At 70.0% G+C, this 23806-nt stretch carries 22 protein-coding genes and 2 tRNA genes; 15 read left to right on the top strand and 9 right to left on the bottom strand.

Annotation, left to right across the window (positions count from 1 at the left end):
- Nucleotide 1: 1 nt before the first annotated feature.
- Nucleotides 2-544, top strand: a complete 543-nt coding sequence (locus B5D60_RS03705) for a GNAT family N-acetyltransferase (protein ID WP_197684392.1) — start codon at nt 2-4, stop codon at nt 542-544.
- Between the two features lie 7 nt (nt 545-551).
- On the opposite strand, the gene B5D60_RS03700 is transcribed toward B5D60_RS03705, so the two are convergent.
- Nucleotides 552-2297 (bottom strand): DUF2075 domain-containing protein, encoded by a 1746-nt coding sequence (locus B5D60_RS03700; protein ID WP_078698900.1) that lies wholly within the window; start codon nt 2295-2297, stop codon nt 552-554.
- Nucleotides 2272-2604 (bottom strand): nucleotide pyrophosphohydrolase, encoded by a 333-nt coding sequence (locus B5D60_RS03695; protein ID WP_078698899.1) that lies wholly within the window; start codon nt 2602-2604, stop codon nt 2272-2274. Before B5D60_RS03695 ends, B5D60_RS03700 begins: the two co-directional genes overlap by 26 nt.
- A gap of 111 nt (nt 2605-2715) precedes the next feature.
- Here B5D60_RS03695 and B5D60_RS03690 point away from each other — a divergent pair, with 111 nt between their 5' ends.
- Nucleotides 2716-4710, top strand: a complete 1995-nt coding sequence (locus tag B5D60_RS03690; protein WP_078698898.1) for a thioredoxin domain-containing protein — start codon at nt 2716-2718, stop codon at nt 4708-4710.
- 145 nt (nt 4711-4855) lie between these two features.
- Here B5D60_RS03690 and trhA read toward each other — a convergent pair whose 3' ends face one another.
- On the bottom strand, nt 4856-5557 hold the full coding sequence (trhA, locus tag B5D60_RS03685) for a PAQR family membrane homeostasis protein TrhA (RefSeq protein ID WP_078698897.1): 702 nt from the start codon (nt 5555-5557) through the stop codon (nt 4856-4858).
- 93 nt (nt 5558-5650) lie between these two features.
- On the opposite strand from trhA, the gene B5D60_RS03680 reads away from it, so the two are divergent.
- Together B5D60_RS03680 and B5D60_RS03675 are read left to right on the top strand one after the other, a co-directional pair.
- Nucleotides 5651-6412 carry an isoprenyl transferase gene (locus tag B5D60_RS03680; protein WP_078698896.1) on the top strand — a complete coding sequence of 254 codons (762 nt, stop codon included), beginning with the start codon at nt 5651-5653 and terminating at the stop codon, nt 6410-6412.
- A gap of 194 nt (nt 6413-6606) precedes the next feature.
- Nucleotides 6607-7929 (top strand): PhoH family protein, encoded by a 1323-nt coding sequence (locus B5D60_RS03675; protein ID WP_407922763.1) that lies wholly within the window; start codon nt 6607-6609, stop codon nt 7927-7929.
- Between the two features lie 169 nt (nt 7930-8098).
- Here B5D60_RS03675 and pepN read toward each other — a convergent pair whose 3' ends face one another.
- Nucleotides 8099-10618, bottom strand: a complete 2520-nt coding sequence (gene pepN, locus B5D60_RS03670) for an aminopeptidase N (protein WP_078698894.1) — start codon at nt 10616-10618, stop codon at nt 8099-8101.
- A 115-nt stretch (nt 10619-10733) separates the two neighbouring features.
- On the opposite strand from pepN, the gene B5D60_RS03665 reads away from it, so the two are divergent.
- The 7 genes from B5D60_RS03665 to B5D60_RS03635 all read left to right on the top strand — a co-directional run bounded on the left by B5D60_RS03665 (nt 10734) and on the right by B5D60_RS03635 (nt 16920).
- Complete coding sequence (locus B5D60_RS03665) at nt 10734-11885, top strand: glutamate--cysteine ligase (protein ID WP_078698893.1); 1152 nt, start codon at nt 10734-10736, stop codon at nt 11883-11885.
- A complete protein-coding gene (locus B5D60_RS03660) occupies nt 11882-12490 on the top strand; it encodes a mycothiol-dependent nitroreductase Rv2466c family protein (RefSeq protein ID WP_078698892.1) in 609 nt (202 codons plus the stop codon). Before B5D60_RS03665 ends, B5D60_RS03660 begins: the two co-directional genes overlap by 4 nt.
- A 180-nt stretch (nt 12491-12670) precedes the next feature.
- Nucleotides 12671-14275: a CDP-glycerol glycerophosphotransferase family protein gene (locus tag B5D60_RS03655; protein ID WP_153302865.1), complete on the top strand. Its 1605-nt coding sequence runs from the start codon at nt 12671-12673 to the stop codon at nt 14273-14275.
- A 22-nt stretch (nt 14276-14297) separates the two neighbouring features.
- Nucleotides 14298-14756, top strand: a complete 459-nt coding sequence (locus tag B5D60_RS03650; RefSeq protein WP_078698890.1) for a ribose-5-phosphate isomerase — start codon at nt 14298-14300, stop codon at nt 14754-14756.
- Entirely contained in the window at nt 14749-15561 is an 813-nt protein-coding gene (locus tag B5D60_RS03645; RefSeq protein ID WP_078698889.1) for an Fpg/Nei family DNA glycosylase, read from the top strand. The genes B5D60_RS03650 and B5D60_RS03645 overlap by 8 nt, the downstream gene beginning before the upstream one ends.
- Before the next feature lie 9 nt (nt 15562-15570).
- On the top strand, nt 15571-16686 hold the full coding sequence (locus B5D60_RS03640) for a PP2C family protein-serine/threonine phosphatase (RefSeq protein ID WP_153302864.1): 1116 nt from the start codon (nt 15571-15573) through the stop codon (nt 16684-16686).
- 33 nt (nt 16687-16719) lie between these two features.
- Complete coding sequence (locus B5D60_RS03635) at nt 16720-16920, top strand: hypothetical protein (protein ID WP_078698887.1); 201 nt, start codon at nt 16720-16722, stop codon at nt 16918-16920.
- A gap of 12 nt (nt 16921-16932) precedes the next feature.
- Here B5D60_RS03635 and B5D60_RS03630 read toward each other — a convergent pair.
- Both B5D60_RS03630 and B5D60_RS03625 read right to left on the bottom strand, forming a co-directional pair.
- Nucleotides 16933-17008, bottom strand: a tRNA-Gly gene (locus B5D60_RS03630).
- A gap of 46 nt (nt 17009-17054) precedes the next feature.
- A complete protein-coding gene (locus B5D60_RS03625) occupies nt 17055-17603 on the bottom strand; it encodes a nucleoside/nucleotide kinase family protein (protein ID WP_197684391.1) in 549 nt (182 codons plus the stop codon).
- Between the two features lie 61 nt (nt 17604-17664).
- Between B5D60_RS03625 and B5D60_RS03620 the strand changes: the two genes are divergently transcribed.
- A complete protein-coding gene (locus B5D60_RS03620) occupies nt 17665-17907 on the top strand; it encodes a MoaD/ThiS family protein (RefSeq protein ID WP_078698886.1) in 243 nt (80 codons plus the stop codon).
- A 10-nt stretch (nt 17908-17917) separates the two neighbouring features.
- On the opposite strand, the gene moaA is transcribed toward B5D60_RS03620, so the two are convergent.
- The 3 genes from moaA to B5D60_RS03605 form a co-directional block, all read right to left on the bottom strand.
- Complete coding sequence (gene moaA / locus B5D60_RS03615) at nt 17918-18895, bottom strand: GTP 3',8-cyclase MoaA (protein WP_197684390.1); 978 nt, start codon at nt 18893-18895, stop codon at nt 17918-17920.
- Nucleotides 18892-19332, bottom strand: coding sequence for a molybdenum cofactor biosynthesis protein MoaE (locus B5D60_RS03610; RefSeq protein WP_078698884.1), 441 nt, complete (start codon nt 19330-19332; stop codon nt 18892-18894). Before B5D60_RS03610 ends, moaA begins: the two co-directional genes overlap by 4 nt.
- 55 nt (nt 19333-19387) lie before the next feature.
- Nucleotides 19388-19464: transfer RNA gene (locus tag B5D60_RS03605), tRNA-Pro, on the bottom strand.
- Nucleotides 19465-19598: 134 nt separating this feature from the next.
- On the opposite strand from B5D60_RS03605, the gene tig reads away from it, so the two are divergent.
- The 3 genes from tig (at nt 19599) to B5D60_RS03590 (ending at nt 23768) form a co-directional block, all read left to right on the top strand.
- Nucleotides 19599-20978 (top strand): trigger factor, encoded by a 1380-nt coding sequence (tig, locus tag B5D60_RS03600; protein WP_078698883.1) that lies wholly within the window; start codon nt 19599-19601, stop codon nt 20976-20978.
- 217 nt (nt 20979-21195) lie between these two features.
- On the top strand, nt 21196-22413 hold the full coding sequence (locus B5D60_RS03595; RefSeq protein ID WP_078698882.1) for a lipase family protein: 1218 nt from the start codon (nt 21196-21198) through the stop codon (nt 22411-22413).
- Between the two features lie 116 nt (nt 22414-22529).
- Nucleotides 22530-23768, top strand: coding sequence for an esterase/lipase family protein (locus B5D60_RS03590; protein ID WP_078698881.1), 1239 nt, complete (start codon nt 22530-22532; stop codon nt 23766-23768).
- Nucleotides 23769-23806 lie beyond the last annotated feature (38 nt).

The following is a 23806-nucleotide window of genomic DNA, read 5'->3' as shown; positions in this document are numbered from 1 at the left end:
CGTGACCGAGCTGACGACCGAGCGCCTGACGTTGCGCCCGTGGACGCCCGCCGACCGCGAGCCGTTCGCCGAGCTCAACGCCGACCCCGAGGTGATGGAGTACTTCCCGTCCACGCTGGACCGCGAGGCCAGCGATGCCCTCGCCGATCGGATCGAGACCCGCATGGCGCACCAGGGCTGGGGCCTGTGGGTCGTGGAGGCCCCCGACGGCCGCTTCGCCGGGATCGCTGGGCTCAATCCGGTGCCGCCGGATGTCCGTTCCCTGCTGCGCGGCACGCCCCCGGTCGAGGTCGGCTGGCGCTTCGCCCGCTGGGCCTGGGGCCACGGCTGGGCCACCGAGGCCGCCACCGCCGCCGTGAGCCATGGCTTCGACATGCTCGGCCTGGTCGAGATCGTCTCGTTCACCGCGACCGGCAACCTGCGCTCGCGGGCGGTCATGGAGCGCCTCGGCATGACCCGCGACGAGGCCGACGACTTCGACCACCCGGCGCTGCCGGACGACAGCCACCTGCGTCGGCACGTGCTGTATCGCCTGTCCCGCTGAGGGGGGGTCATGGGTGGAGCAGCGGATGCGGCGGCGACGGGAAGAACCTGCGCAGCTTCTCCCGCAGGGCTGGATCGCAGACGTAGATGTAGGTGCCGCGGATTCCACGCGTGAGCAGGACGCGGTAGACGTTGACCACGTAGTCGAGCAGGTCGTCATCGGTGTAGCTCTGACCGAGCGCGACGTTGTTCTTGGCACCGTTTCGGTCGTGGTAGTTCTGTCGGACGAACACCACGCTCTGTCTGGTCTCATCCCAACTGAGCTCTGGGCCGATGATGACTCCTGCATAGTTCAGGTCGTAGCCCTGACTCGTGTGGATGCAACCCACCTCCTCCAATGCCGTCGGCGAATTGATCCAGTCCTTGTCGGTGCGATTCCAGAACATCGAGAGGCCGTCGATGCTGATGTCGGGTGTGTGCTTCTGCTTCTTGCTCACCCACGGCCAGGCGAACCCCGCCAACATTCGCGACAGACCGACTTCGGCATCGCGTTCGAAGATGTCCTGACGCATTCTGTGAATGTCGTCGTAGAAGCGCAGGTCGTAGTCGACGAACTCGATTCGATGGTCCTGATGCAAGGTCAACGCGTTCACGACGTAGTCGACGTACTCGTCGCCTGCCAGGCTGCGCATCTGAGTCCACAAGCGGATGAAGCGCTCCTGGACGCGGGCCTCGTCGATCAGGTCTGCCACGACGGAGGCTGGCAGGTCCGCCATCGGGCGCACGGACTGCTTGGCGTCGAGCAACAGGATGGGGAATCGGCTCTTCGCGCGGATCCAATCGAGCTGGGTGTGGACAGTGCCCTCGAGGTCATCGGGGAAGAGTTCGCGGTTGATCCTGCGGAACCGGCTGCTGTTGGTCTGTAGGGCGCCGGAGAACTGCTGAAGTCGATGAGCCTCATCGACGAGGAGCACGTCGAAGCCGGCTTCGTCCTCAGCAGCTTCGAAGGCCGTGATCACCGGCACCGAGTCGAGCGCGGGGATTCCTTCGAAGACCTTCTTCAAGGTGTTCCGCAGCGACTGTTGAGGTACGACGAATCCGATCCGCAGGGTTCTCACCGCGGCTGGTGCCACCGCGTCCGTGTCCTCGGCAAACGTCTCTTCATCAAGTGCGGGGTCGAACGTGTCATGCAGGTCAGCCAGCAGCTTGGCCAAGAACACACCCACCACGGTCTTGCCCGTCCCCGGATCGCCCTGCACGACGATCGGCTCGGAGATGTTCGTGCTCGTGCTTTCCTGGACGATGGCGAGAATCGCTTCGACGGCTACTGCCTGGGTCTGCGTGAGGGAGACGAAGGGCGAGAGTTTGAAGAGGTTGCTGTTCTCCAGCTCGTCGAGTCGCTTCGTGTCGAAAAGGCCCTGATCGCGTAAAGCCTCGAATATCGCGGTGAACCGCGTTCGATATTGCGCACGGTCGTAGTAGTTGCTGTTGCGGGAGTTCGTCTGCTTGTTCAGCACTGTGAACCGCTGGTCGGCGGCAAACAGACGGATGAGGTAGGTCTCGAGGTCCAGGCAGACGGACTTGTTGAACGTGTCGTCGAGCACGACGTGGAACCTGTCGAGCAGGTGTGCCTTGGGCGAGTCGAGGTGCTGCCGCATGCGGGTTGCCGCGTTGACGGACTCGCCGATGTAGACGTGGTCGGACCCATCGATGGCGTACACGACGGGCCAGTCGTCGTGGGCGACCTCCAACTTCGCCCAGTGAGCGACCGCATCGTGGGAGAACCGGTCACGCTTGATCTTGAAGCCGGTCATACTTCTCGCTCGTGCCGCGTGCCAATTCCGGGGGGTACTTCTCGCGCGTCTTGGCCAACTTGTTCATGACGATCTCGTTCACGTCAGCGTCGAGTCGGTCGGCCAAGAGCACGGCGTAGGTCAGGACATCGGCCAGCTCGTCCAGGACTTCGTCACGGTCGAACGAGTCGTCCCACTGGAAATGTTCGAGCATCTCCGCGCTTTCGATCACGATGCTCTTGGCCAGGTTCGCAGGGGTGTGGAACTGGCTCCAATCTCGTTCCGCCACGAACTGGCGAAGCTGTTCGACGACGTCCGGCCTGACCATGCCGTCACCCTATCCACGGTGAAGGCAAGGGACTGTAGAACAGCAGGAAGTTGAGGAAGTCCGGCTCCTCGCTGGCGAGTGGGCGCTGGGTTTCGCCGGTAGCGTGACGAAATGGCCAATCGACTCGCTCAGTCCCAGTCGCCGTACCTGCTGCAGCACGCGGACAACCCCGTCGACTGGTGGGAGTGGGGGCCCGAGGCGCTGGCGGAGGCCGAGCGGCTCGACCGGCCGATCCTGCTGAGCGTCGGGTACGCCGCATGCCACTGGTGCCACGTGATGGCGCACGAGTCGTTCGAGGATGCTTCGACCGCCGCGTACATGAACGAGCACTTCGTCAACGTGAAGGTCGACCGCGAGGAGCGGCCCGACATCGACGCCGTCTACATGCGCGCCACGCAGGCCATGACGGGCCAGGGCGGCTGGCCGATGACGTGCATCCTGACCCCGACCGGCGAGCCGTTCTTCGCCGGCACCTACTTCCCGCCGGAGCCGACCGCGGGGCACCCGGCGTTCAGCCAGATCCTGCAGGCGCTGGCCGACGCGTGGGAGAACCGGCGCGATGAGGTGATGGAGTCCGCTGGCCAGGTGCGCGACTTCCTGGGCGCCGAGGACGACCTCGGCGGCGACCCACTGAGCTCGGCCGACCTCGACGAGGCAGCCACGGCGCTGCTGCGCCAGTTCGACGCGGAGGCCGGCGGCTTCGGCGCCGCGCCCAAGTTCCCGCCCTCGATGGTGCTGGAGTTCCTGCTCCGTCAGCACACGCGCAGCGGCGACGAGCAGGTGTGGACCGCCGTCGGCCGGACCTTCGAGGCGATGGCGCGCGGCGGCATGTACGACCAGCTCGGTGGCGGCTTCGCGCGCTACAGCGTCGACCGGAACTGGCGCGTGCCGCACTTCGAGAAGATGCTCTACGACAACGCGCTGCTTCTGCGTGCCTACCTGCACTTGTTCCGCGCCCTGCGGGCCCAAGGTGAGGGTGGCGCGGACGTGGCGCTGGCCGAGCGCGTGTGCCACGAGACCGCCGACTTCATGCTGCGTGAGCTGCACACCGACGAGGGCGGCTTCGCGTCCGCGCTCGACGCCGACAGCGACGGCCACGAGGGCACCTACTACGTCTGGAACCCGCACCAGCTGATGAAGGCACTCGGCACGGGCGACGCGGCGTGGGCGGTCCAGCTGCTCTCGGTCACCGGCGGCGGCACCTTCGAGCGCGGCCTGTCGACCCTGCAGCTGCTGCAGGACCCCGACGACCCCGAGCGCTGGGCGCGGGTGCGCGAGCGCCTGCTCGAGGTGCGCGCCGAGCGCACCCGGCCCGCCCGCGACGACAAGGTCGTCTCCGCCTGGAACGCCTACGCGATCACCGCCCTGGCCGAGACCGGGATTCTGCTCGAGCGGCCCGATCTGGTGGAAGCGGCCACCGCGGCCGCCACCCTGCTGTGGGACCTCCACATCGAGCCCGGCTTCGTCCGGACCTCCCTGGGAGGCGTGCGCTCGGGCCATGCTGCCGTGCTCGAGGACCACGGCGCCGTGATCGAGGCGTTCGTCGCGGTCCTCGGGGCCACGGACGACGATCGCTGGCTCGACCGCGCCCGCCACGTCGCCGAGCGCGCGATCGCGCACTTCCGCGCGGAGGACGGCGGCTGGTACGACACGGCCGATGACACCGAGGCACTCCTCGTCCGGCCGCGCGACGCTGCGGACAACGCGCACCCGTCGGGGGCATCGGCGTTGGCGCACGGACTGCTCGCGCTCGCGGCGGTCACCGGCGACCACGAGATCCGCGCCGCCGCGACCTCCTGCGTGGAGTCGGCCTCGGCCCTGGCCACGGGCGCGCCGCGGTTCGCCGGCTGGACGCTGGCCGCGGGGGAGGCCCTGCTCGACGGTCCCGCCGAGGTGGCTGTGGTCGGCGAGGTCGGTGGTCCGATGCACCGTGCCGCACTCGGGCTGCTCGCGCCGGGTGCCGTGGTGGTGGCGACCCGCAAGGGATCCTCGCTGCCGCTGTTCGAGGGGCGCGAGGCCATCGACGGGAAGGCGACCGCCTTCGTGTGCCGCGACTTCGTGTGCGCGCTGCCGGTCACCGATCCGGAGGCGCTGGCGCGTCGGTGACGCTCAGTGCCTCGCTCCCGCCCGACTTTTTGTGACGCGGTTCGCCCTCTGGAGACCGAGCGGGCCGAACGGCGTCACAAAAGTTGAGTCGGGGCAGGCGAGGGGGACGCTCGCACACCCGGCCATGGCCAACGCGCGCTGAGGGTCAGGACTGGCCGTAGACCAGGAAGCTGACGCCGATGTAGTGGACGATGAACGCCGCGATCGTGAAGACGTGGAAGACCTCGTGGTAGCCGAACCAGCGCGGGCTGGGGTTCGGCCACTGGAAGGCGTAGACGAGGGCGCCGAGGGTGTAGAGCAGGCCGCCGACGCAGAGCATCACGAACACCACGGTGGACGCGGCCGCGTAGAAGTCGGGCAGGTAGATCAGCGCGGCCCAGCCCAGGGCCATGTAGAGCGGGACGTAGACCCATCGCGGGGCCGACATCCAGAAGATCTTGAACAGCACGCCGAGCAGGGCGCCGCCCCACACGAGCGAGAGCAGCGTGAGCATGTCCTTGCGGTCCAGCAGCAGCAGGGAGAAGGGCGTGTACGACCCCGCGATCATCACGAAGATGTTCGAGTGGTCGAGGCGGCGCAGGGTCTGCTTGGCCCGCTCGCGCCACGGGACCGTGTGGTAGACGGCGCTGACACCGAACAGCAGCAGCGCGCTCAGCATGAACACGGCGGCGCCGAGGCGTGCGGCCCGGCTGTCGGCCAGCACGAGCAGCACCAGGAACGAGATCAGGGCGAGGGGAGCGGTCGCGGCGTGGAGCCATCCGCGCAGCTTGGGCTTGATCTCCTCGACGGTTCCTCGGAGCCGTTCACCGACCTCGTCCGCGAGGGAATCCTGCTGGGGGGCCGCCATGCGCCGATTCTAGTCCCTGCTGGGAAGCAGGCGAGTCGGACGAACGCGTGATGGTCGTCCCATCACCCGACGGCAGCCGCGTACTCTGGCCGCATGCCGGTCAGCGATCTCCTCTACGGCGCGTACGAACGTCGTCTCGCCAAGGGGCTCGATCCCGCCAACCTCCCGCGACACGTCGGTGCGATCGTCGACGGCAACCGCCGCTGGGCCAAGGGCGCGGGTGCCCGCGTCGACCTCGGCTACCAGGCCGGCGCCGACAAGATCACCGAGTTCCTGGGCTGGTGCGACGAGCTCGGCGTCGAGATCGTCACCCTGTGGCTGCTGTCGACCGACAACCTGCGCCGCCCGGCCGACGAGCTCTCGGCGCTGCTGGTCGTGATCGAGCGACTCGTGGAGGACCTCGCCGCCCTGGGCTACCGGATCCGCCTGATCGGCAACCTCGACATGCTGCCGGCGGAGTCGGCCTCGCGGATGAAGCGCGCCGCCGACCTGACGGCCGACCAGGACTCCAGCCTCTCGGTCAACGTGTGCGTGGGGTACGGCGGACGCCAGGAGCTGACCGACGCGATGCGCTCGCTGCTGCTGGAGCAGGCCGCCGCGGGCAAGAGCCTGCAGGAGGTGGCCTCCACCCTCGAGGTCGACGACATCGCCGAGCACCTCTACACGAAGGGCCAGCCCGATCCCGACCTGGTGATCCGCACCTCGGGCGAGCAGCGGTTGAGCGGCTTCCTCCTGTGGCAGAGCGTGCACTCGGAGTTCTACTTCTGCGACGCGATGTGGCCCGCCTTCCGGCGCGTGGACTTCCTGCGCGCGATGCGCTCCTACGCCGGGCGCGAGCGCCGCTTCGGCACCTGACGCGACGCGCCGGGAGTTCACGCAATCGTCACGAAGACACGCGGTGAGCCTTCCCGGATCCGATGGCTCACGGTCGTACTTTCGGGGTGTGCCCAAGCTCGATCCCGAGCCCTTCGTCCCCCGACAGGCTCAGGCCCCCACCCACTAGTGAGGGCTGGGCGCCGGGCGCGCGCATGGCTCTCGAGGAGATTGCCGTGGCTGCTTCGAAGAGCGTGACCCTCCGCCCCGATCACCGCACCTACGTCCTCGACACGAGCGTCCTGCTGGCCGACCCGGCCGCGATGCAGCGCTTCGGCGAGCACGAGGTGGTCATCCCGATCGTGGTCATCACGGAGCTGGAGGCCAAGCGCGCCCACCCCGAGCTCGGGTACTTCGCCCGCAACGCCCTGCGTTTCCTCGACGACCTGCGTGTCCAGCACGGCACGATCGACGTCCCGATGTCGATCGGCGACGAGGGCGGCACCCTGCGGGTCGAGCTGAACCACACCGACGCCGGCTCGCTGCCGTCCGGGTTCCGCCTGGGCGACAACGACACCCGGATCCTCTCGGTGGCCCGCAATCTCGCGAACGAGGGCAACGACGTGGTCCTGGTGTCCAAGGACCTCCCGATGCGCGTGAAGGCCTCGGCCGTCGGGCTGACCGCCGAGGAGTACCGCGCGGAGTGGGCGCTGGAGACCGGCTGGACGGGGATGACCGAGATCGACGTCGAGAGCGCCGACCTCGACGACCTCTACGAGCACGGCACGATCGACCTCGAGTCCGCTCGCGATCTGCCGTGCCACACCGGGATGGTGCTGCTGTCGGACAAGGGCAGCGCGCTCGGCCGCGTCACCCCCGACAAGCAGGTGCGCCTCGTCCGCGGCGACCGCGACGCCTTCGGGTTGCGCGGCCGCTCCGCCGAGCAGCGCGTGGCGCTCGACCTGCTGCTCGATCCCGAGGTGGGGATCGTGTCGCTCGGCGGTCGCGCCGGCACGGGCAAGTCGGCCCTGGCGATCTGCGCGGGCCTCGAGGCGGTGATGGAGCGCCAGCAGCACCAGAAGGTCATCGTGTTCCGGCCTCTCTACGCCGTGGGGGGCCAGGAGCTCGGGTACCTGCCCGGCAGCTCCGACGAGAAGATGGGCCCGTGGGCGCAGGCCGTGTTCGACACGCTCGGCGCGGTCGCCTCGCCGCACGTGGTCGAGGAGATCATCGACCGCCAGATGCTCGAGGTGCTGCCGCTGACGCACATCCGCGGGCGCTCGCTGCACGACGCGTTCGTCATCGTCGACGAGGCCCAGTCGCTCGAGCGCAACGTGCTGCTGACGGTGCTGTCGCGCATCGGCGCCAACTCCAAGGTGGTGCTGACGCACGACGTCGCTCAGCGCGACAACCTGCGGGTGGGCCGCTACGACGGCATCGTCGCCGTGGTCGAGAAGCTCAAGGGCCATCCGCTGTTCTCGCACGTGACCCTGACCCGGTCGGAGCGGTCGCCCGTGGCGGCGCTCGTGACCGAGATGCTGGAGGACGTGACCCTCTAGCGGGGTGATCTCGATACGCCGGCTCGTTCCTCGCCGCGCTACTCGATCACCGGACAGCGGGGGTGATCTCGATACGCCGGCTCGTTCCTCGCCGCGCTACTCGATCACCGGGTGACGGGCCCGGTGATCGAGTGCAGGCGAGCGAAGCGAGACGGTGTATCGAGATCGATCAGTTGACGGCGCGGGCCGCGAGGGCGCGGCGCAGGTCGTCGCGGCCCTCCAGCACGTAGCGCCGCGCGGCGGCGGGTGCCTTGGTGCACTCGAGCCAGGCGTCGACCTTGTCGAGGGCGCCCTGCGTCGGGTTGGCCAGCGGGAACAGGTGGATCAGCGCGTTCTGCCCGATCCACACGCCCATCTCGTCGATGACGGTGTCGGCCATCGTGAGGTAGCGGTCGACGTAGGGCTCCAGCAGCTCGGCCTGACCGGGCACCTGGAAGCCCTCCGCGATCTGGCGGCGCGTCTCGTTGGGCGTGGAGGCGTCCTCCACGACCTTGCGCCACGCCTCGGCCTTCGCCTCCGCGACGGGACGACGGGCGCGCGCACCGGCCGCGTTCTCGCGGCCCTGGTTCGTGTCGTCGCGCGCCAGCTCGGCGTCGATCTCGGCCTCGTCGGCATCGCCCAGACGCGCGAGGCCGCGGATGTACGTCCACCGCAGGTCGGCATCGAGCTCGAGTCCCTCGACCGACCCGCCCAGCACCTGGCGCAGGAGATCCGCGGAGGTGGCCGCCGAGGCCAGCGCTCGCGCGAAGGCCAGCTGGTGGTCGCTGCCCGCCTCGGCGGAGGACAACAGCTCGGCCACGCCCTGCTCCCAGTGCCGCGCGAGCGCGGGACGGTTCTCGTCCGAGGTGAACAGGTTGATCGCCGAGTGGCCCTGGCGCAGCAGCGACGACACGGCCGTGAGGTCGGACTCGGTGCCGACGCCCGCCAGCACGAGATCGACGAACCGTGCCGACGGCAGCTCCGCGTCACGCGTCATGTCCCACGCCGAGCCCCAGCACAGCGCCCGCGGCAGCGACTCGGCGAAGTTCCCGATGCCCGCGAGCAGCGTGTCGAACGACCCTTCGTCGAGGCGGATCTTGGCGTACGTCAGGTCGTCGTCGTTGAGCAGGATGAGGTCGGGACGGCGCTGGTCCACGAGCTCGGTGATCGTCGTGCGCTCGTCGCGGACGTCGGTCTCGATGCGCTCGGTGCGCACGAGGCGGCCGTCGTCCCCACGGTCGTACAGGCCGATCGCGATGCGGTGGCGGCGCAGCGTGGGGTACTCGTCCGTGGCCGTCTGCACCACGTCGAAGCGCGTGAAGCGGCCGTCGTCGTCGACGTCGAAGTCCGCGCGGAGCGTGTTGACGCCCGAGGTCTGGAGCCACTCGGCGGCCCAGCTGTCGAGCTCGCGGCCCGACGCCTCGGACAGCTCGACGAGCAGGTCCTTGAGCTCGGTGTTCCCGTACGCGTGCTTCGTGAAGTAGGCGCGCAGACCGGCGAAGAAGTCGTCCTCGCCCACCCAGGCGACCAGCTGCTTCAGGGCGGAGGCGCCCTTGGCGTAGGTGATGCCGTCGAAGTTCGCCTCGACCGCGTGCAGGTCGTAGTTGTCCGCGGCGATCGGGTGCGTGGTGGGCAGCTGGTCCTGGCGGTAGGCCCAGTTCTTGCGGCTGTTGGTGAAGCCGGTCCACGCCTCGGTGAACCGGGTGGCCTTCACCGAGGAGTGGTGCGCCGCGAACTCGGCGAACGACTCGTTCAGCCACAGGTCGTCCCACCACTTCATCGTCACGAGGTCGCCGAACCACATGTGGGCCATCTCGTGCAGGATCGTGTTCGCGCGCTGCTCGTAGGCCGAGACCGTCTGACGACTGCGGAAGATCATCTCGTCGCGGAAGGTCACCGCGCCGGCGTTCTCCATCGCGCCCATGTTGTACTCCGGCACGAACAGCTGGTCGTACTTGCCGAACGGGTAGCCCATCTCGAAGGCGCCCTCGAAGAAGTCGAAGCCCTGCTTCGTGATCGCGAAGATGTCGTCGGCGTCGAGGAACGGCACGAGCGACTGGCGGCAGAAGACGCCGAGCGGGATCTCGCCGTACGCGCCGGCGTAGGTGTCGCGCACCTCGTGGTAGTCGCCGGCGACGAGCGCCGTGATGTAGGTGCTCATCGTATTGGTGGGCTCGAAGTTCCACACGGCGCTGCCGCCGTCGAGCGTGATGGGCTCGGGCGTGGGGGAGTTGGAGACGACCTTCCAGTGCGCGGGCGCCGTCACGTGGAACGTGAACTGCGCCTTGAGGTCGGGCTGCTCGAAGGTGGCGAACACGCGGCGGGCGTCGGGCACCTCGAACTGGGTGTAGAGGTAGACGCGGTCGTCGGTGGGGTCGACGAAGCGGTGCAGGCCCTCGCCCGAGTGGGAGAAGAGGCACGTGCCCGTGACCACGAGCTCGTTGCTGGCCTCGAGGCCGTCGATCGCGATCCGGCTGTCGGCGTAGGCCGACAGGTCCAGCTCGCGGCCGTTGAGGGTGACCGAGGTCAGCTCGCCGTCGACCAGGTCGACGAAGGTGGAGGCGCCGGGCTGCGCGGCGAAGGTCAGGGTGGTGACCGAGCCGAATCGCTCGCCGTCGAGGGTCAGGTCGAGCGCCACGTCGTAGGACGCGTCCGAGACGACGGCTGCGCGCTGGCGGGCTTCTTCACGGGTGAGGTTGGTACCGGGCATGCGCCCCACTCTTCCACCCGCCACCCACGAATGTCACAGCCAGCATCCGCACGATGTGGGTCACACCGGCGCCTTTCGTCGCGGCATGGTGCGACGGGTCGGGCAGGATGGGGGAATGCACATCCCGTTCGCGGCTTCCGAGCGCTCGACGATCGGCATCGAGTGGGAGCTGGCGCTGGTCGACCAGGACTCCGGCGACCTGCGACAGGTGGCCCAGACCGTGCTCGACGCGGTGGCGCCCGCGGACGGCGGGGAGCACCCGCACATCAAGCAGGAGCTGCTGCTCAACACGGTCGAGGTCGTCAGCGGCGTGTGCCACACCGTGCGCGAGGCCACCGACGACCTGGGCCGCAGCATCGAGCAGCTGCGCGGGGTCATCGATCCGCTCCGGGTCGAGCTGATGTGCGCGGGCACGCACCCGTTCGCGCGCTGGACCCAGCAGAAGGTCACCGACAAGGAGCGCTACGCCACCTTGATCGACCGCACGCAGTGGTGGGGCCGGCAGATGCTGATCTACGGCGTCCACGTGCACGTGGGCATCGAGGACCGCGACAAGGTGCTGCCGATCAGCCGGGCGATGCTGACGCACTACGGCCACTTCCTCGCACTCAGCGCGTCCAGCCCGTTCTGGGGCGGCCAGGACACCGGCTACGCCTCGAACCGCGCGCTGATGTTCCAGCAGCTGCCCACGGCCGGGCTGCCGTTCCAGTTCGACCACTGGCACGAGCTCGAGCAGTACGTCGACGACATGATGCACACCGGCGTGATCGACCACTTCGACGAGATCCGCTGGGACATCCGACCCTCGCCGAAGTTCGGCACGCTGGAGATGCGCATCTGCGACGGCATCCCCTCGATGTCGGAGCTGGCCAGCATCGCCGCGCTCACGCACTGCCTGGTCGAGCACCACTCGCGTGAGCTCGACGCCGGCCGCGAGCTGCCGTCGATCCCGTCGTGGTTCGTCCAGGAGAACAAGTGGCGCGCCGCCCGCTACGGCATGGACGCGATCCTCATCCTCGACCGCGAGGCCCGCGAGGAGCTCGTCACCGACGACCTCGAGCGGCTGCTCGTCCAGCTCGAGCCCGTGGCCGAGGACCTCGCCTGCGCCGAGGAGCTGCAGGGGATCCGCGAGATCATGCGGGCCGGCGGCGCCTCCTACCAGCGCCAGCGTGCCGTGGCCGCGCAGAACGGCGGCGAGCTCGATGCGGTGGTCGCGGCGCTCGTGGAGGAAATGCGGGTGGGTCATCCGGTGTTGGACCGGACATGACCACCACCGAGACCGTCGACCTCTGGTTCGACCCGCTCTGCCCCTGGGCCTGGATGACCTCCCGCTGGATGCTCGAGGTCGAGCAGGTCCGCCCGGTGCGGACGTCCTTCCACGTGATGAGCCTGTCCGTCCTCAACGAGGACAAGGACGTGCCGGACGAGTACAAGGAGATGATCGAGCGCGGCTGGGGTCCGGTGCGGCTGTGCATCGCCGCCGAGCAGCAGCACGGCACCGAGGTGCTGCGCGACCTGTACACGGCGCTCGGCACCCGCCACCACGTCGAGGGCCGCGACTTCGACCGCGCGCTCTACGAGGAGTCCCTCGCCGAGGCCGGCCTGCCCATCGAGCTGGCTGACGCCGCCGACGACACCTCGCTCGACGACGCCGTGCGTGCCTCGCACACCGACGGCATCTCGCGCGTGGGCGAGGAGGTCGGCACCCCGGTCATCGCGATCGGCGACACCGCCTTCTTCGGCCCCGTCGTCTCGCCCGCCCCCAAGGGCGAGCAGGCCGGCACCGTGTTCGACGGCGCCCGCGCGCTGGCGTCCTACGACGGCTTCTTCGAGCTCAAGCGCACCCGCACGCGCGAGCCGATCTTCGACTGATCCCTCCGTTCGCGGAGCGTGATCTCGATACGACCGTCTCGCTCCGCTCGCCGATCACTCGATCACCGAGTTCAGCCGCCCGGTGATCGAGTGCCGGGGCGAGCGCAGCGAGCTCCCGGTGTATCGAGATCACGCGGCGCTCCACGGGCCCGCGAGTCCCAACCGCTAGGTTGGAGGGCGATGTCGACATTGCTGGAGCGGGTGCGCGGACACCTCGACCGCCGGAAGCACCGGATGCAGCACCGCTTCCGCACCGACGTCGCCAGCCGCAACCGGATCCTCGCGTGGTCGACGGCCGCCCTGGTCGCCGTCGCCGCTCTCGCGCTCCTGGTTCGGCTGCTCCTCGAGCTGCCGATGCTGGCCGGTGTCGTGGCCGCCGTGATCGGCGTGCTGGTCGTCCGGGCGGCGATGCTCCGACCGGCTGCGCCGCCCCACGTCCACGGCCTGCCCGGCGTTCCGGAGCCGAAGGTCTGTCCCGCACCCGAGCCGGCCGACCGCGGCCCGTTCGTCGTCGCCGTCCGGTGGCTCGGGGCAGTGGCGGCGCTGACCGTCGCCCTCGCGCCGCCGCTCGTCGTGGGCCTCGCCGTCCTCCTGCTCGTGGCGGCGGCCGCACCGGTCATCGCCGACAAGGTCGTGCTGTGGCGGGCCCGCCTGACGCTGCGGCGGGCGCTGAAGGCCTACGAGCCGCGCTTCGTCCTCGGCTACGGCGGCTACGGCGGCGGTCCCATCCACGTGGGCATGTGGGAGCCCCACCTGCTGGCCTCGGGCGACCGGGGCGTCATCGTCGGCCTGCGCAGCCACTACTGCGCCGAGCTGCGCGCCGCCATCCGTCCGTCGATGCCGTGGATCTCCGCCGGGTCCGACGTGCTGGGCGACATGCGCGTCCTCACGGTGCCGAGCGTCACCACCTTCTTCTACGTCCACAACGCTCCCGGACACCTCAAGCTCATGGGCATCCGCTCGGTGCGCCACGTGTGGCTCGGCCACGGCGACTCCGACAAGGCCGGGAGTCACCACACGCGCCACCTGCGCTACGACGTCCTGGTGGCGTCGGGCGAGGCCGCGATCGACCGCTACACCCGCCACGGCGTGCAGATCCCGCGCGAGCGGTTCGTGCTGCTGGGCCGGCCCCAGTCGGGCGACGTGCTGCCCGCCGCCGTGCCCGTCACCGAGGTCGCCCGGCCGACCGTGCTCTACGCGCCCACGTGGACCGGCAACGGCAAGATGACCGACTTCTCGTCGATGCGGGTCGCCGACCGCATCCTGCAGGCCCTGCTCGACGCGGGCACGGACGTGGTCTTCCGCCCTCATCCCGTGTTCCTGCGTGACGCGTACTGGTCCGGGCGGCTGGAGGAGCTCAACGCCATCCTCGCCGCCGACCACGAGGACCCCGCCACGCCGGGTCGTCACGTGTGGGGCGAGGAGGCCGTACGGGGCTGGTCGGTGGCCGAGTGCATGAACCACGCCGACGCCCTCGTGTCGGACGTCTCCAGCGTCGTCTCGGACTGGCTGGCCTCGGGCAAGCCCTACCTCATGGTGAGCATGGTTCACGACCTCGACGAGTTCGCCGAGGCCGTGCCCGTGGCCGCCGGCGGCTACATGGTCGACCGTGATCTCACCGGCCTGCCCGACGTGCTCGCGCGGATGCTGCACGAGGATCCGCTGGCCGCGCGTCGGCGCGAGCTGAAGGTGCACGTGCTGGGCGAGTTCGAGGGCGACGCGTCCGCCCGGGCGTTCGCGGAGTGGGTCCACGAGATGGCCCACACGCCGATGGTCCGCGGCTGATCCCACCTGCGAGAATGGCCGCATGCGCGTCCACCTCGGTGCCGATCACGCCGGCTACGAACTCAAGAACCACCTCGTCACCTGGCTGCGGGAGAACGGCCACGAGCCGATCGACCACGGCGCCCACGCCTACGACGAGCTCGACGACTACCCGCCCTTCTGCATCGACGCGGCCCAGGGCGTCGTCGACGACCCGGGCTCGCTCGGCATCGTCATCGGCGGCTCGGGCAACGGCGAGCAGATCGCCGCGAACAAGGTGCCCGGCATCCGGTGCGCGCTGACGTGGAGCGTCGAGACCGCCCAGCTCGCCCGTCAGCACAACAACGCCCAAGTCATGGGCATCGGCGCGCGCATGCACTCGGTCGAGGAGGTCGAGTCGATCGTCGAGGCGTTCCTCACCACGCCGTGGAGCGAGGCCGACCGTCACCAGCGTCGGATCGACCTGCTGGCCGAGTACGAGGAGAAGGGCACTCTTGCCTGAGGGACACACCCTCCACCGGCTCGCGCTCGACCTGACCGGCACGTTCGGCGGCAAGCGCGTCCGTTCGTCCAGCCCTCAGGGCCGGTTCGAGTCGGCCGCCGGCTTCGACGGCCGTGAGCTGCTCGAGGCCACCGCCCACGGCAAGCACCTGTTCGTCGCCTTCGCGGGCACCGAGGAGCAGGTGCACGTGCATCTCGGCCTGTACGGGTCCTTCAACCTCGTCGACGACCCCGCGCCTCCGGTCGTGGGGCAGGTGCGCTGGCGGCTCGCCTCCGACCGGGCCAGCGCCGACCTGCGCGGCCCCACGGCCTGCGAGGCGCTGGGCCCCGACGAGGTCGATGCCGTGCTGGCGCGGCTCGGCGAGGACCCGCTCGACCCCGAGGCCGACGTGGAGCGGGCGGCCGCGCTGGTGGCGCGGTCGCGCGCCCCCATCGCGACCCTCCTGATGGACCAGCGCATCGTCGCGGGCGTCGGCAACGTCTACCGGGCCGAGGTGCTGTTCCGGCACCGCATCGATCCCAGGACGGCCGGACGCGACCTGCGCCCTGTGACGTTCCTCACACTGTGGTCCGACCTCGTCGACCTGATGGGGGAGGGTGTGCGCACGGGACGGATCGACACGGTGCGCGCCGAGCACGAGCCCGAGGCCATGGGCCGCCCGCCACGGGTGGACGATCACGGCGGCGAGGTCTACGTCTACCGCCGCGCCGGACAGCCCTGTCACGTCTGCGGGACGAAGGTGCGCACCGAGGTCGTCGCGGCGAGAAATCTGTTCTGGTGCCCGCGCTGCCAGCGGCGCCGATAGGGTCAGTCCGTGAGCACGGCGCGAGGGGTGAGACGCGACCCGGTCGGTCGCTACCTGTCGTCCAACGCCCGCGAGTGGCGCTCGGGGTCCAAGGACGGCCAGATGGCCGTCCTGGCGGCACTGCTCCTGGTCACCGTGGTGATGTTCATCATCAGCCTGACCTGGTACGCGATCATGCCGGCCTCGATGTTCATCGTGCCGATCATCGTGGGCGGCATGCTGCTCCAGTGGTGGCCGCAGGCCTCCCTCACGTGCATCGTCCTGTTCGCCGCCACCGTCTCGTCGCTGGTCTACACGCTCGACAACGGGTGGAACGCCGCCCGGCCGGCATCGCTGCTCTCGGTCTACATCGGCGGCGCGATCCTGCTCTACAGCGCGTCCCGCACCCGGTCGGGCCTGCCGGCCGCCCTCGGCGAGGCGATGCTGATGGAGCTGCGCGACCGTCTCCAGACCCAGGGCGCCGTGCCGAGGCTCCCGCAGGGCTGGGTCAGCGAGTCGGCGATGGAGTCGGCCGGATCGGCCAAGTTCGCCGGCGACTTCCTCGTGGCGAACCTCTCCAAGGACGAGAAGTACCTCGAGATGGTGCTGGTCGACGTCTGCGGCAAGGGCGTGGCCGCGGGCACCCAGTCGCTCCAGCTGGCCGGCGCGCTCGGCGGCCTGATCGGCTCGCTGCCCCCGATGGGGCTCTTCGCGGCCGGCAACGACTACCTCCTGCGTCAGTCCTGGGACGAGGGCTTCGCCACGGCGGTGCACGTCTTGGTGAACCTCGAGACCGGTGGCTACGAGGTGCTCAACGCCGGGCACCCGCCGGCGATGCACTGGAAGCCCGACGAGGACGAGTGGGTCGTCTCGGGCGCCCGTGGCCTGGCGCTGGGCATCATCGACCGCCCCGAGTTCCGCGGCGCCTCCGGCGTGATCGCGCCCGGTGAGGCGCTGATGTTCTACACCGACGGCGTCGTCGAGACGCGCACGCTCGACCTCGCCGTGGGCATCGAGTGGCTGCGGGGTGCCGCGAAGATCGCGATCAGTCACGGCATGGACGGTGCGCCGCGCCGCATCCTCGACCAGACCGAGCCCGGCGAGGACGACCGCGCGGTGCTCATCCTGCACCGCCTTCCCGACTGACCCGCACGGCTCGGCCGTCGTAGAGTCCGGGGCATGGACGACTCGCCGCGCGGACTCGCCGACCAGTGGCCGCTGCTCGCCACCGCGGCGGGAGTCGTGCTGATGGGGGTCTTCATCCTGACCAGCACGAGCGACCCCGACAAGGGCTGGATCTTCGTGGTGTTCGGCGCGGCCTGGATCGCGGTGACCGTGGGGCGCAGCCTGATCGATCGCGCGCGGGGCAGGCGCCCCTGAGGCGCCGGTGCGTGGAGCGGACGACGAGATTCGAACTCGCAACATCCTGCTTGGAAGGCAGGGACTCTAGCCATTGAGTTACGTCCGCGTGGCGCCGAGGCGCCGCCTCCATGATGCCACAACCGCGCGAGGAGTCAGGACCCCGTCGACACGATCAGGTCGGCTGCCTCGGGCGTGTGGTCGGTGGCGATGTACTGCTCCTCCTGCGCGGCCCACACGTCCCACCACGGGGCGTAGGTGTCGCCGTCGCGGGCGAGGGCCCGTCGGCGCCGTTCCTCCTCGGGCGCCTCGAGCCACACGAGGTGGCTCAGGAACGGGCGCAGGGCCGTGGCGCCGGCCCCCACTCCCTCGATGATGAGGTCGTTCGTCGGTCGCACGGTCAGCCACCGGCCGGGTGCGTCGCTCGCCCAGTCCCACTGGCGGGCGCGGCCCTTCTCGCCGATCGCCAGGTCGGCCAGGAGGGCACGGACGATCGCGGGCGTCCTGGCCAGGCCGTGCCAGCCGGGGTAGAGACGGTCAAGGTGCAGGATGGGTGCGCCGATCTGGTCGGCGAGGTCCAGCGCGAGCGCCGTCTTGCCCGATCCGCTGCGACCGTCGATCGCGATGACGCGGGTGCCTCCGCAGGCCGGAGCGCGGCCGCGCACGCGCGCGGCGAGGAGCTCGGGAAGGCTGGAGGGGTCCACCGGGTCGACGCTACCCGTTCGTCGGATCGTGGCCAGACCGCGTGGACGATAGTTTGGCTGCATGCAGCCCGTGCGAGTGCGACTCTTCGCCGCCGCCCGTGAGGCGGCGGGCACGTCCGAGACGACGGTCGAGGCCGCCACGGTCGGCGACGTCCTGGACGCGTTGACCGCGAGGTTCGAGGACCTCGGGCCGGTGCTGACGCGCTGCTCGGTCCTGGTGGACGGCACCCGCACGACCGACCGGTCGGCGCCCGTCCCGGCCGGCGGCCCCGTCGACGTGCTGCCGCCCTACGCCGGCGGCTGACCCGCGCGGCTCAGCCGCCGATGGCGCTCATGGGGCGGTCGGGCTGCACGAAGGTGGGGGAGTCGATCCCGTGGCCTGCGCGCTTGGCGGCGATCGAGCCGCTGATGATCCGCACCAGGTCCTCGTCGCTGCCGCCGCCGCGCAGGACCGGCACGAGGTCTGACTCGTCACGCGCGAAGAGGCAGTTGCGCACGTGCCCGTCGGCGGTGATCCGGATCCGGTCGCAGGCGGCGCAGAACGGCGCCGTGACCGAGGCGATGACGCCGACCGAGCCGGGGCCGCCGTCGAGCGTCCACGTGTCGGCGGGGGAGGAGCCCCGGCCGGGGATCGGCTCCAGCCGGAAGCGCGTGCGCAGCCGCTCGAGGATCTCGTCGCCGGTGAGCATCGCGGCGCGGTCCCACGTGTGACCCGCGTCGAGCGGCATCTGCTCGATGAACCGCAGCTGCGCACCCTGGCCCACGGCGAACTCCACCAGGTCGACCAGCTCGTCCTCGTTCACGCCGCGCATCGCGACGGCGTTGAGCTTGAGTGGCGTGAATCCGGCGACGCGCGCCGCCTCGATGCCCGCCAGCACGTCGTCCAGCCGGTCGCGGCGGGTGAGCTGGGCGAACCGCTCGCGGTCGAGGGTGTCGATCGAGATGTTGAGCCGCGCCAGCCCGGCCTCGCGCAGGGGCTGGGCGAGCTCGGCGAGGCGCAGGCCGTTGGTGGTCATCGAGACCTCGGGACCGAGCGCGGCGAGACGGCGGACGACCTCGACGGCGTCCTTGCGCACGAGCGGCTCGCCGCCGGTCAGCCGGATGCTCGTGACCCCGAGATCGACGCACACGCGCGCGATCCGCTCCAGCTCGTCGGTCGTGAGGATGCTGTCGCGCTCGATCCACGGGACGCCCTCGGCGGGCATGCAGTAGGTGCAGCGCAGCGAGCACTTGTCGGTGAGGGAGATCCGCAGGTCGCGGTGCACGCGGCCGAAGCCGTCGACGAGGGTCACAGGCCGACCCAGTCCGACCGGCCCTCGGTGTCGGTCTGACGCTTCCAGATCGGGACCTCGGTCTTGATCAGCTCGATCAGCGCGCGGGTGGACTCGAGGGCCTCCCGGCGGTGGGGGGCGGCGCTGGCGATCACCACGGCGACGTCGCCGACGCCGAGCGAGCCGTGCCGGTGCGAGACGGCGACGGTGGCGCCGGTGTTCAGCGCGACCTTGCCGGCCAGCGCGGCCAGCATGCCCTCGGCGTCAGGGTGCGCCTCGTACTCGAGGCGCGCCACGGCGCCGGCGACGTCGGGGTCGTGGTCGCGGATGGTGCCGACGAACACGTCGGTGGCGCCGGTCGCGGGTCCGGTGACGGCGGCCAGGTGCTCGGCCACGTCGAGCGGCTCGTCGACCACGCGGGCGTGGACGACCCGTCCGGTCACCGCGTCGGTCGTCATGCAGACAGCCTAGGTGCCCGCACCGAGATCGGCCGGGCTCGTCCCGTTCGGGACCTGGTCGGGATGACAGGATTTGAACCTGCGGCCCCCTGCTCCCAAAGCAGGTGCGCTACCAAGCTGCGCCACATCCCGTGGGCACGGATCAGTGTAGGCCGCCCGGCGGCAGCCCGTTTGACCCGCCACCACGGGCGCCCCGTAGACTGGACGCTGGCCTGCGTGAGGACTCCGTGGGCTTGCCACGAGCCCAACGACGCAGGAGTCATCACGTGAAGAGCAGCACCGAATCGCTGAGCCCCACCCGGGTCAAGCTGACCATCGAGGTGCCGTTCGAGGAGTTCAAGCCGAACCTCGACAAGGCCTACAAGACCATCGGTGCGCAGATCCAGGTCCCCGGATTCCGCAAGGGCAAGGTCCCCTCGGCGATCATCGACCAGCGCGTCGGCCGCGGTGCCGTCCTCGACGAGGCCCTGAACTCGGCCCTCCAGGGCTGGTACGCGCAGGCCCTGCAGGAGACCAAGACCACGCCGCTCGGCCAGCCCGAGATCGACCTGACCAAGTTCGAGGACGGCGAGACCATCGAGGTCACCGCCGAGCTCGACGTGCGTCCCCAGCTCGAGATCCCCGACGCGTCCGAGATCGCCGTGACGGTCGAGGACATCGAGGTCGGCGACGACGACGTCGCCGAGCAGCTCGACCAGCTCCGTGAGCGCTTCGCCACGTTCAGCGAGGTCGACCGCCCGGCCGCCGACGGTGACTCGATCACCATCGACCTGTCGGCCGCGCGCAAGGACGGCTCGCTCATCGACGAGGCCCAGGCCGAGGGCCTGCCCTACGTCATCGGCAAGGCCACCATGCTCGACGGCCTCGACGAGGCCGTCACCGGCCTGTCGAAGGGCGAGTCGGCGACCTTCTCCACCACGCTGGTCGGCGGCGACCTCGCCGGCGAGGAGGTGGACGTCACCGTCAAGCTGCAGGACGTGCGCCAGACCGAGCTGCCCGAGCTCGACGACGAGTTCGCCCAGATGGCGTCGGACTTCGACACGATGGACGAGTTCCGTGCCGACCTCGTCGAGCGCCTGACCCGCGGCAAGCGGATCGAGCAGGCCGCCGAGGCCCGCGACCTCGTCCTCGAGGAGCTCGTCAGCAAGATCGACGCCCCGATGCCCGAGGGCCTCGCCGAGGGCGAGCTGACCAACCGTCGCCAGCAGATGGACCAGCAGCTCGCGATGGCCGGCCTGACCCTGGAGGACTACCTCACCGACCAAGAGGACGGCAAGACCGTCGAGGAGTTCGAGGCCGAGCTCGAGCGCGACGTCCGCGAGTCGATCGTGGCGCAGTTCGTCCTGGACCAGCTGGTCGAGGAGAACGAGTACCCGCTCGACAACGACGAGCTGAGCCAGCACATCATGCGCCGTGCCCAGCAGTCCGGCGAGGACCCGAACTCCTACATCCAGCACATCATGGAGCACAACCACGTGCCCGAGATGATCAGCGAGGTGCTGCGCGGCAAGGCGCTCGCCGCGCTGGTGGAGTCGGCGAAGGTCACCGACAAGTCCGGCAACGGCGTCGACCTGGCCAACCTGCGCGCCGACGGCACGATCGGTGGCGACGAGGACGAGACCGAGTCCGAGTCCGACTCGCAGTGATCGTCGGTGGGCTCGTCCCACCGCCCGGAAGAACCGGTACCCCGCTGGGGTGCCGGTTCTTCTCATTTCCGGGCGTTCTCGCGGGGCGTGTCCACCCACGGGGACAGGGGCTTGACGTGAGCCACCTCACACGGAACTGTAACTCCTTGTTACATGTAACTAGAAGTTACAGGTCGTTCCTCCCCTCGGCGGCGACCAAGGACCCTCAGGAGAGAATGTGAAGAATCCACGCCCCCTTGCCGCGACCTTCGCGGCGACCGTCGTCGTCACGCTCGCGGTGACGACCATGTCCTCACCCGCGCACGCCGCCGAGGACGTCTACACCCCGCCGGCCACCGTCTCCGGCGCCCCCGGCGCGATCCTCAAGCAGGCACCCGGCACGTACGCCTTCGACAACCTCGGCCTGAACAAGGCCGATGCCACGGTCACGAAGGTCCAGTACGTCTCCACCGGCGCCCGCGGAGCCAAGACCGCCGTCACGGGCACGGTCATCGTCCCGAAGGCAGCCTGGACCAAGGGTGGTGAGCGTCCGATCATCTCGCTGAGCCCCGGCACGCAGGGGCTCAACGACAAGTGCGCCCCGAGCAAGCTGATCGAGACGGCCCGGCTGTACGACGGGAACTGGCTCAAGCAGTTCTACGACGCCGGCTACGCCGTCGCGATGACCGACTACGAGGGCCTCGGCACGCCGGGCACCCACCCGTACGCCAACAACATCGCGCTGGGCCAGAACGCGCTCGACGTCGTGCGTGCCGCGCAGAACCTCGGCTATTCCAAGACCGCTCCGGTCTTCCTCCAGGGCTTCTCCGAGGGCGGCGGCGCCACGGCGGGCGCCCTGGAGCTGGCCCCGACCTATGCGCCCGAGCTGAAGATCAAGGGTGGCCACGCCACGGCGCCCACGGTCGACCTGGGTGCGGTCGCGAGGAACATCGAGCACAGCGCCTACCAGACGTTCATGCTGTTCGCGGTCAAGATGCTCGACGTCACGTACCCCGAGCTGGGCATTCGCGCCCTGACGAACGAGGCGGGACAGAAGCTGCTCGACGGCGCGGACACCGCCTACGGCTGCCTGCCCGAGAGCCTGCCCAGCGGATGGCTCGACACCAAGACGCTGACCAAGGAGGGCAAGACGATCACGTCCTACCTGTCGCGGGCCGACATCGCGAGCCGCCTCAGCCAGCTGAAGCTCGGTTCGAAGAAGATCGGCGTCCCGTTCAAGGTCACGTCCTCGTGGGCCGACGACGTCATCCCGAACTCGACGGTGAAGCAGGCCTCCAAGGACTGGTGCGCCAAGGGCTCGAAGATCTCCTACAGCACCCTGTTCGCCCCCACCCACGTGGCCTCCGGCTACGAGGGCAGCGGCCAGGCCGTCGGGTTCTTCAACGACATCGTCGCCGGAAAGGCCTTCGCCTCGAACTGCGGCTGGATCTTCTGAGGTCCGTCCGTCCACGGTGCGACACCGCCCCCGCGAGCTCCGGCTCGCGGGGGCGGCTGCGTTCACGGGACGAGATCGCGCGCCTGCGATGCGAGGGCGTACGGCACCATGGGTCCATGTCCTCCACGGCGCGCACCACCGATGTCGCCGCGCTGGCCCTCGAGTATGGCGACCGGCTCGTCCTCGGCACGGTGCGCGAGGTCCACGGAGCGATCGCCCGCCGTGCCTTCCGGGCGACGCGCCTGGTCGGAAGCCGGGTGCCCGAGTCCGTGCACGACGCGGTCGCGGGCTCGATCTACGGTGGCATCTCCGGCGCCCTGCGGCTCTCCGGTGGGGCCGCCCGCGCGCTGGCCGCCCGCGGCGTGGGCGCGCCGGTCGACGACTCCCGGCTCGGACGTCAGGTGCGATCCGCCGTCAACGGGCTGGTGGGCGACGAGCTGCGGCTGCTGGGCGACCCGCAGGCGATCACGATGTCGCTGCGCCACGACGGCACGGACATCCCCGCCACGCCCTGGAAGCTGCGCCAGGCGTACCCCGATGCCACGGGTCACCTCGTGGTCTTCGTGCACGGCCTGTGCGAGAACGACGAGTCCTGGTCGCGCAGCAGCCGCGAACGGCCCACGTACGCCGACCGCGTCGCCGCCGACACCGACGCGACCCCGGTGCTCCTGCGCTACAACACCGGCCTGCACGTCTCGGAGAACGGCCAGCACCTCGACGAGCTGCTGGAGCAGCTCGTCGAGGCGTGGCCGGTGGCGGTCCACCGCATCACGCTCGTGGGTCACTCGATGGGCGGACTGGTCGTCCGCGCCGCCACCAACCGCGCCACGGTGTCCGGGCACCAGTGGGCCCACCGCGTGAGCGACGTGGTCTGCCTCGGGACGCCGCACGCCGGCGCGAACCTGGAGAAGGCCGCGCACCTCGGCTCGCGCATCCTGCGGATCTGGCCGCAGTCCACGCCGTTCGGCGCGATCCTGGACTCGCGCTCGGCCGGCATCGTCGACCTGCGCCACGGCTACATCACCGCCGACGAGTGGGAGGGCCAGGACCTCACGGCCCGGTGGGGCCTCGACCGGATCGCCGCCGCGCCGCTGGCGCACGCGGAGTACCACTTCGTGGCCGCCACCATCGGGGCCACACAGCGTCACCTCCTCAGCACGGTGCTGGGCGACATGATCGTGCACTTCTCCTCCTCGGCCGGCATCGGCCGCAGGGGCCCGGTCGTGGCGCACGCCCGGCTCGAGTACCTGCCCTCGACCCACCACCAGGCGCTGCTGAACCATCCGCGGATCGCGGACTGGCTCGTCACGTGGGTGACCTCGCGTCCGCGGCGCACGCGGGCGCTGGAGTCCTGAGCGGCATCGCTCACACTGTGAGCGGGATCACCCCCATG

Source organism: Aeromicrobium choanae, from assembly GCF_900167475.1.
Lineage (GTDB): Bacteria > Actinomycetota > Actinomycetes > Propionibacteriales > Nocardioidaceae > Aeromicrobium > Aeromicrobium choanae.
Note: the sequence above shows the minus strand (reverse complement) of the source record. Positions and strands in the feature narration are given on the sequence as shown.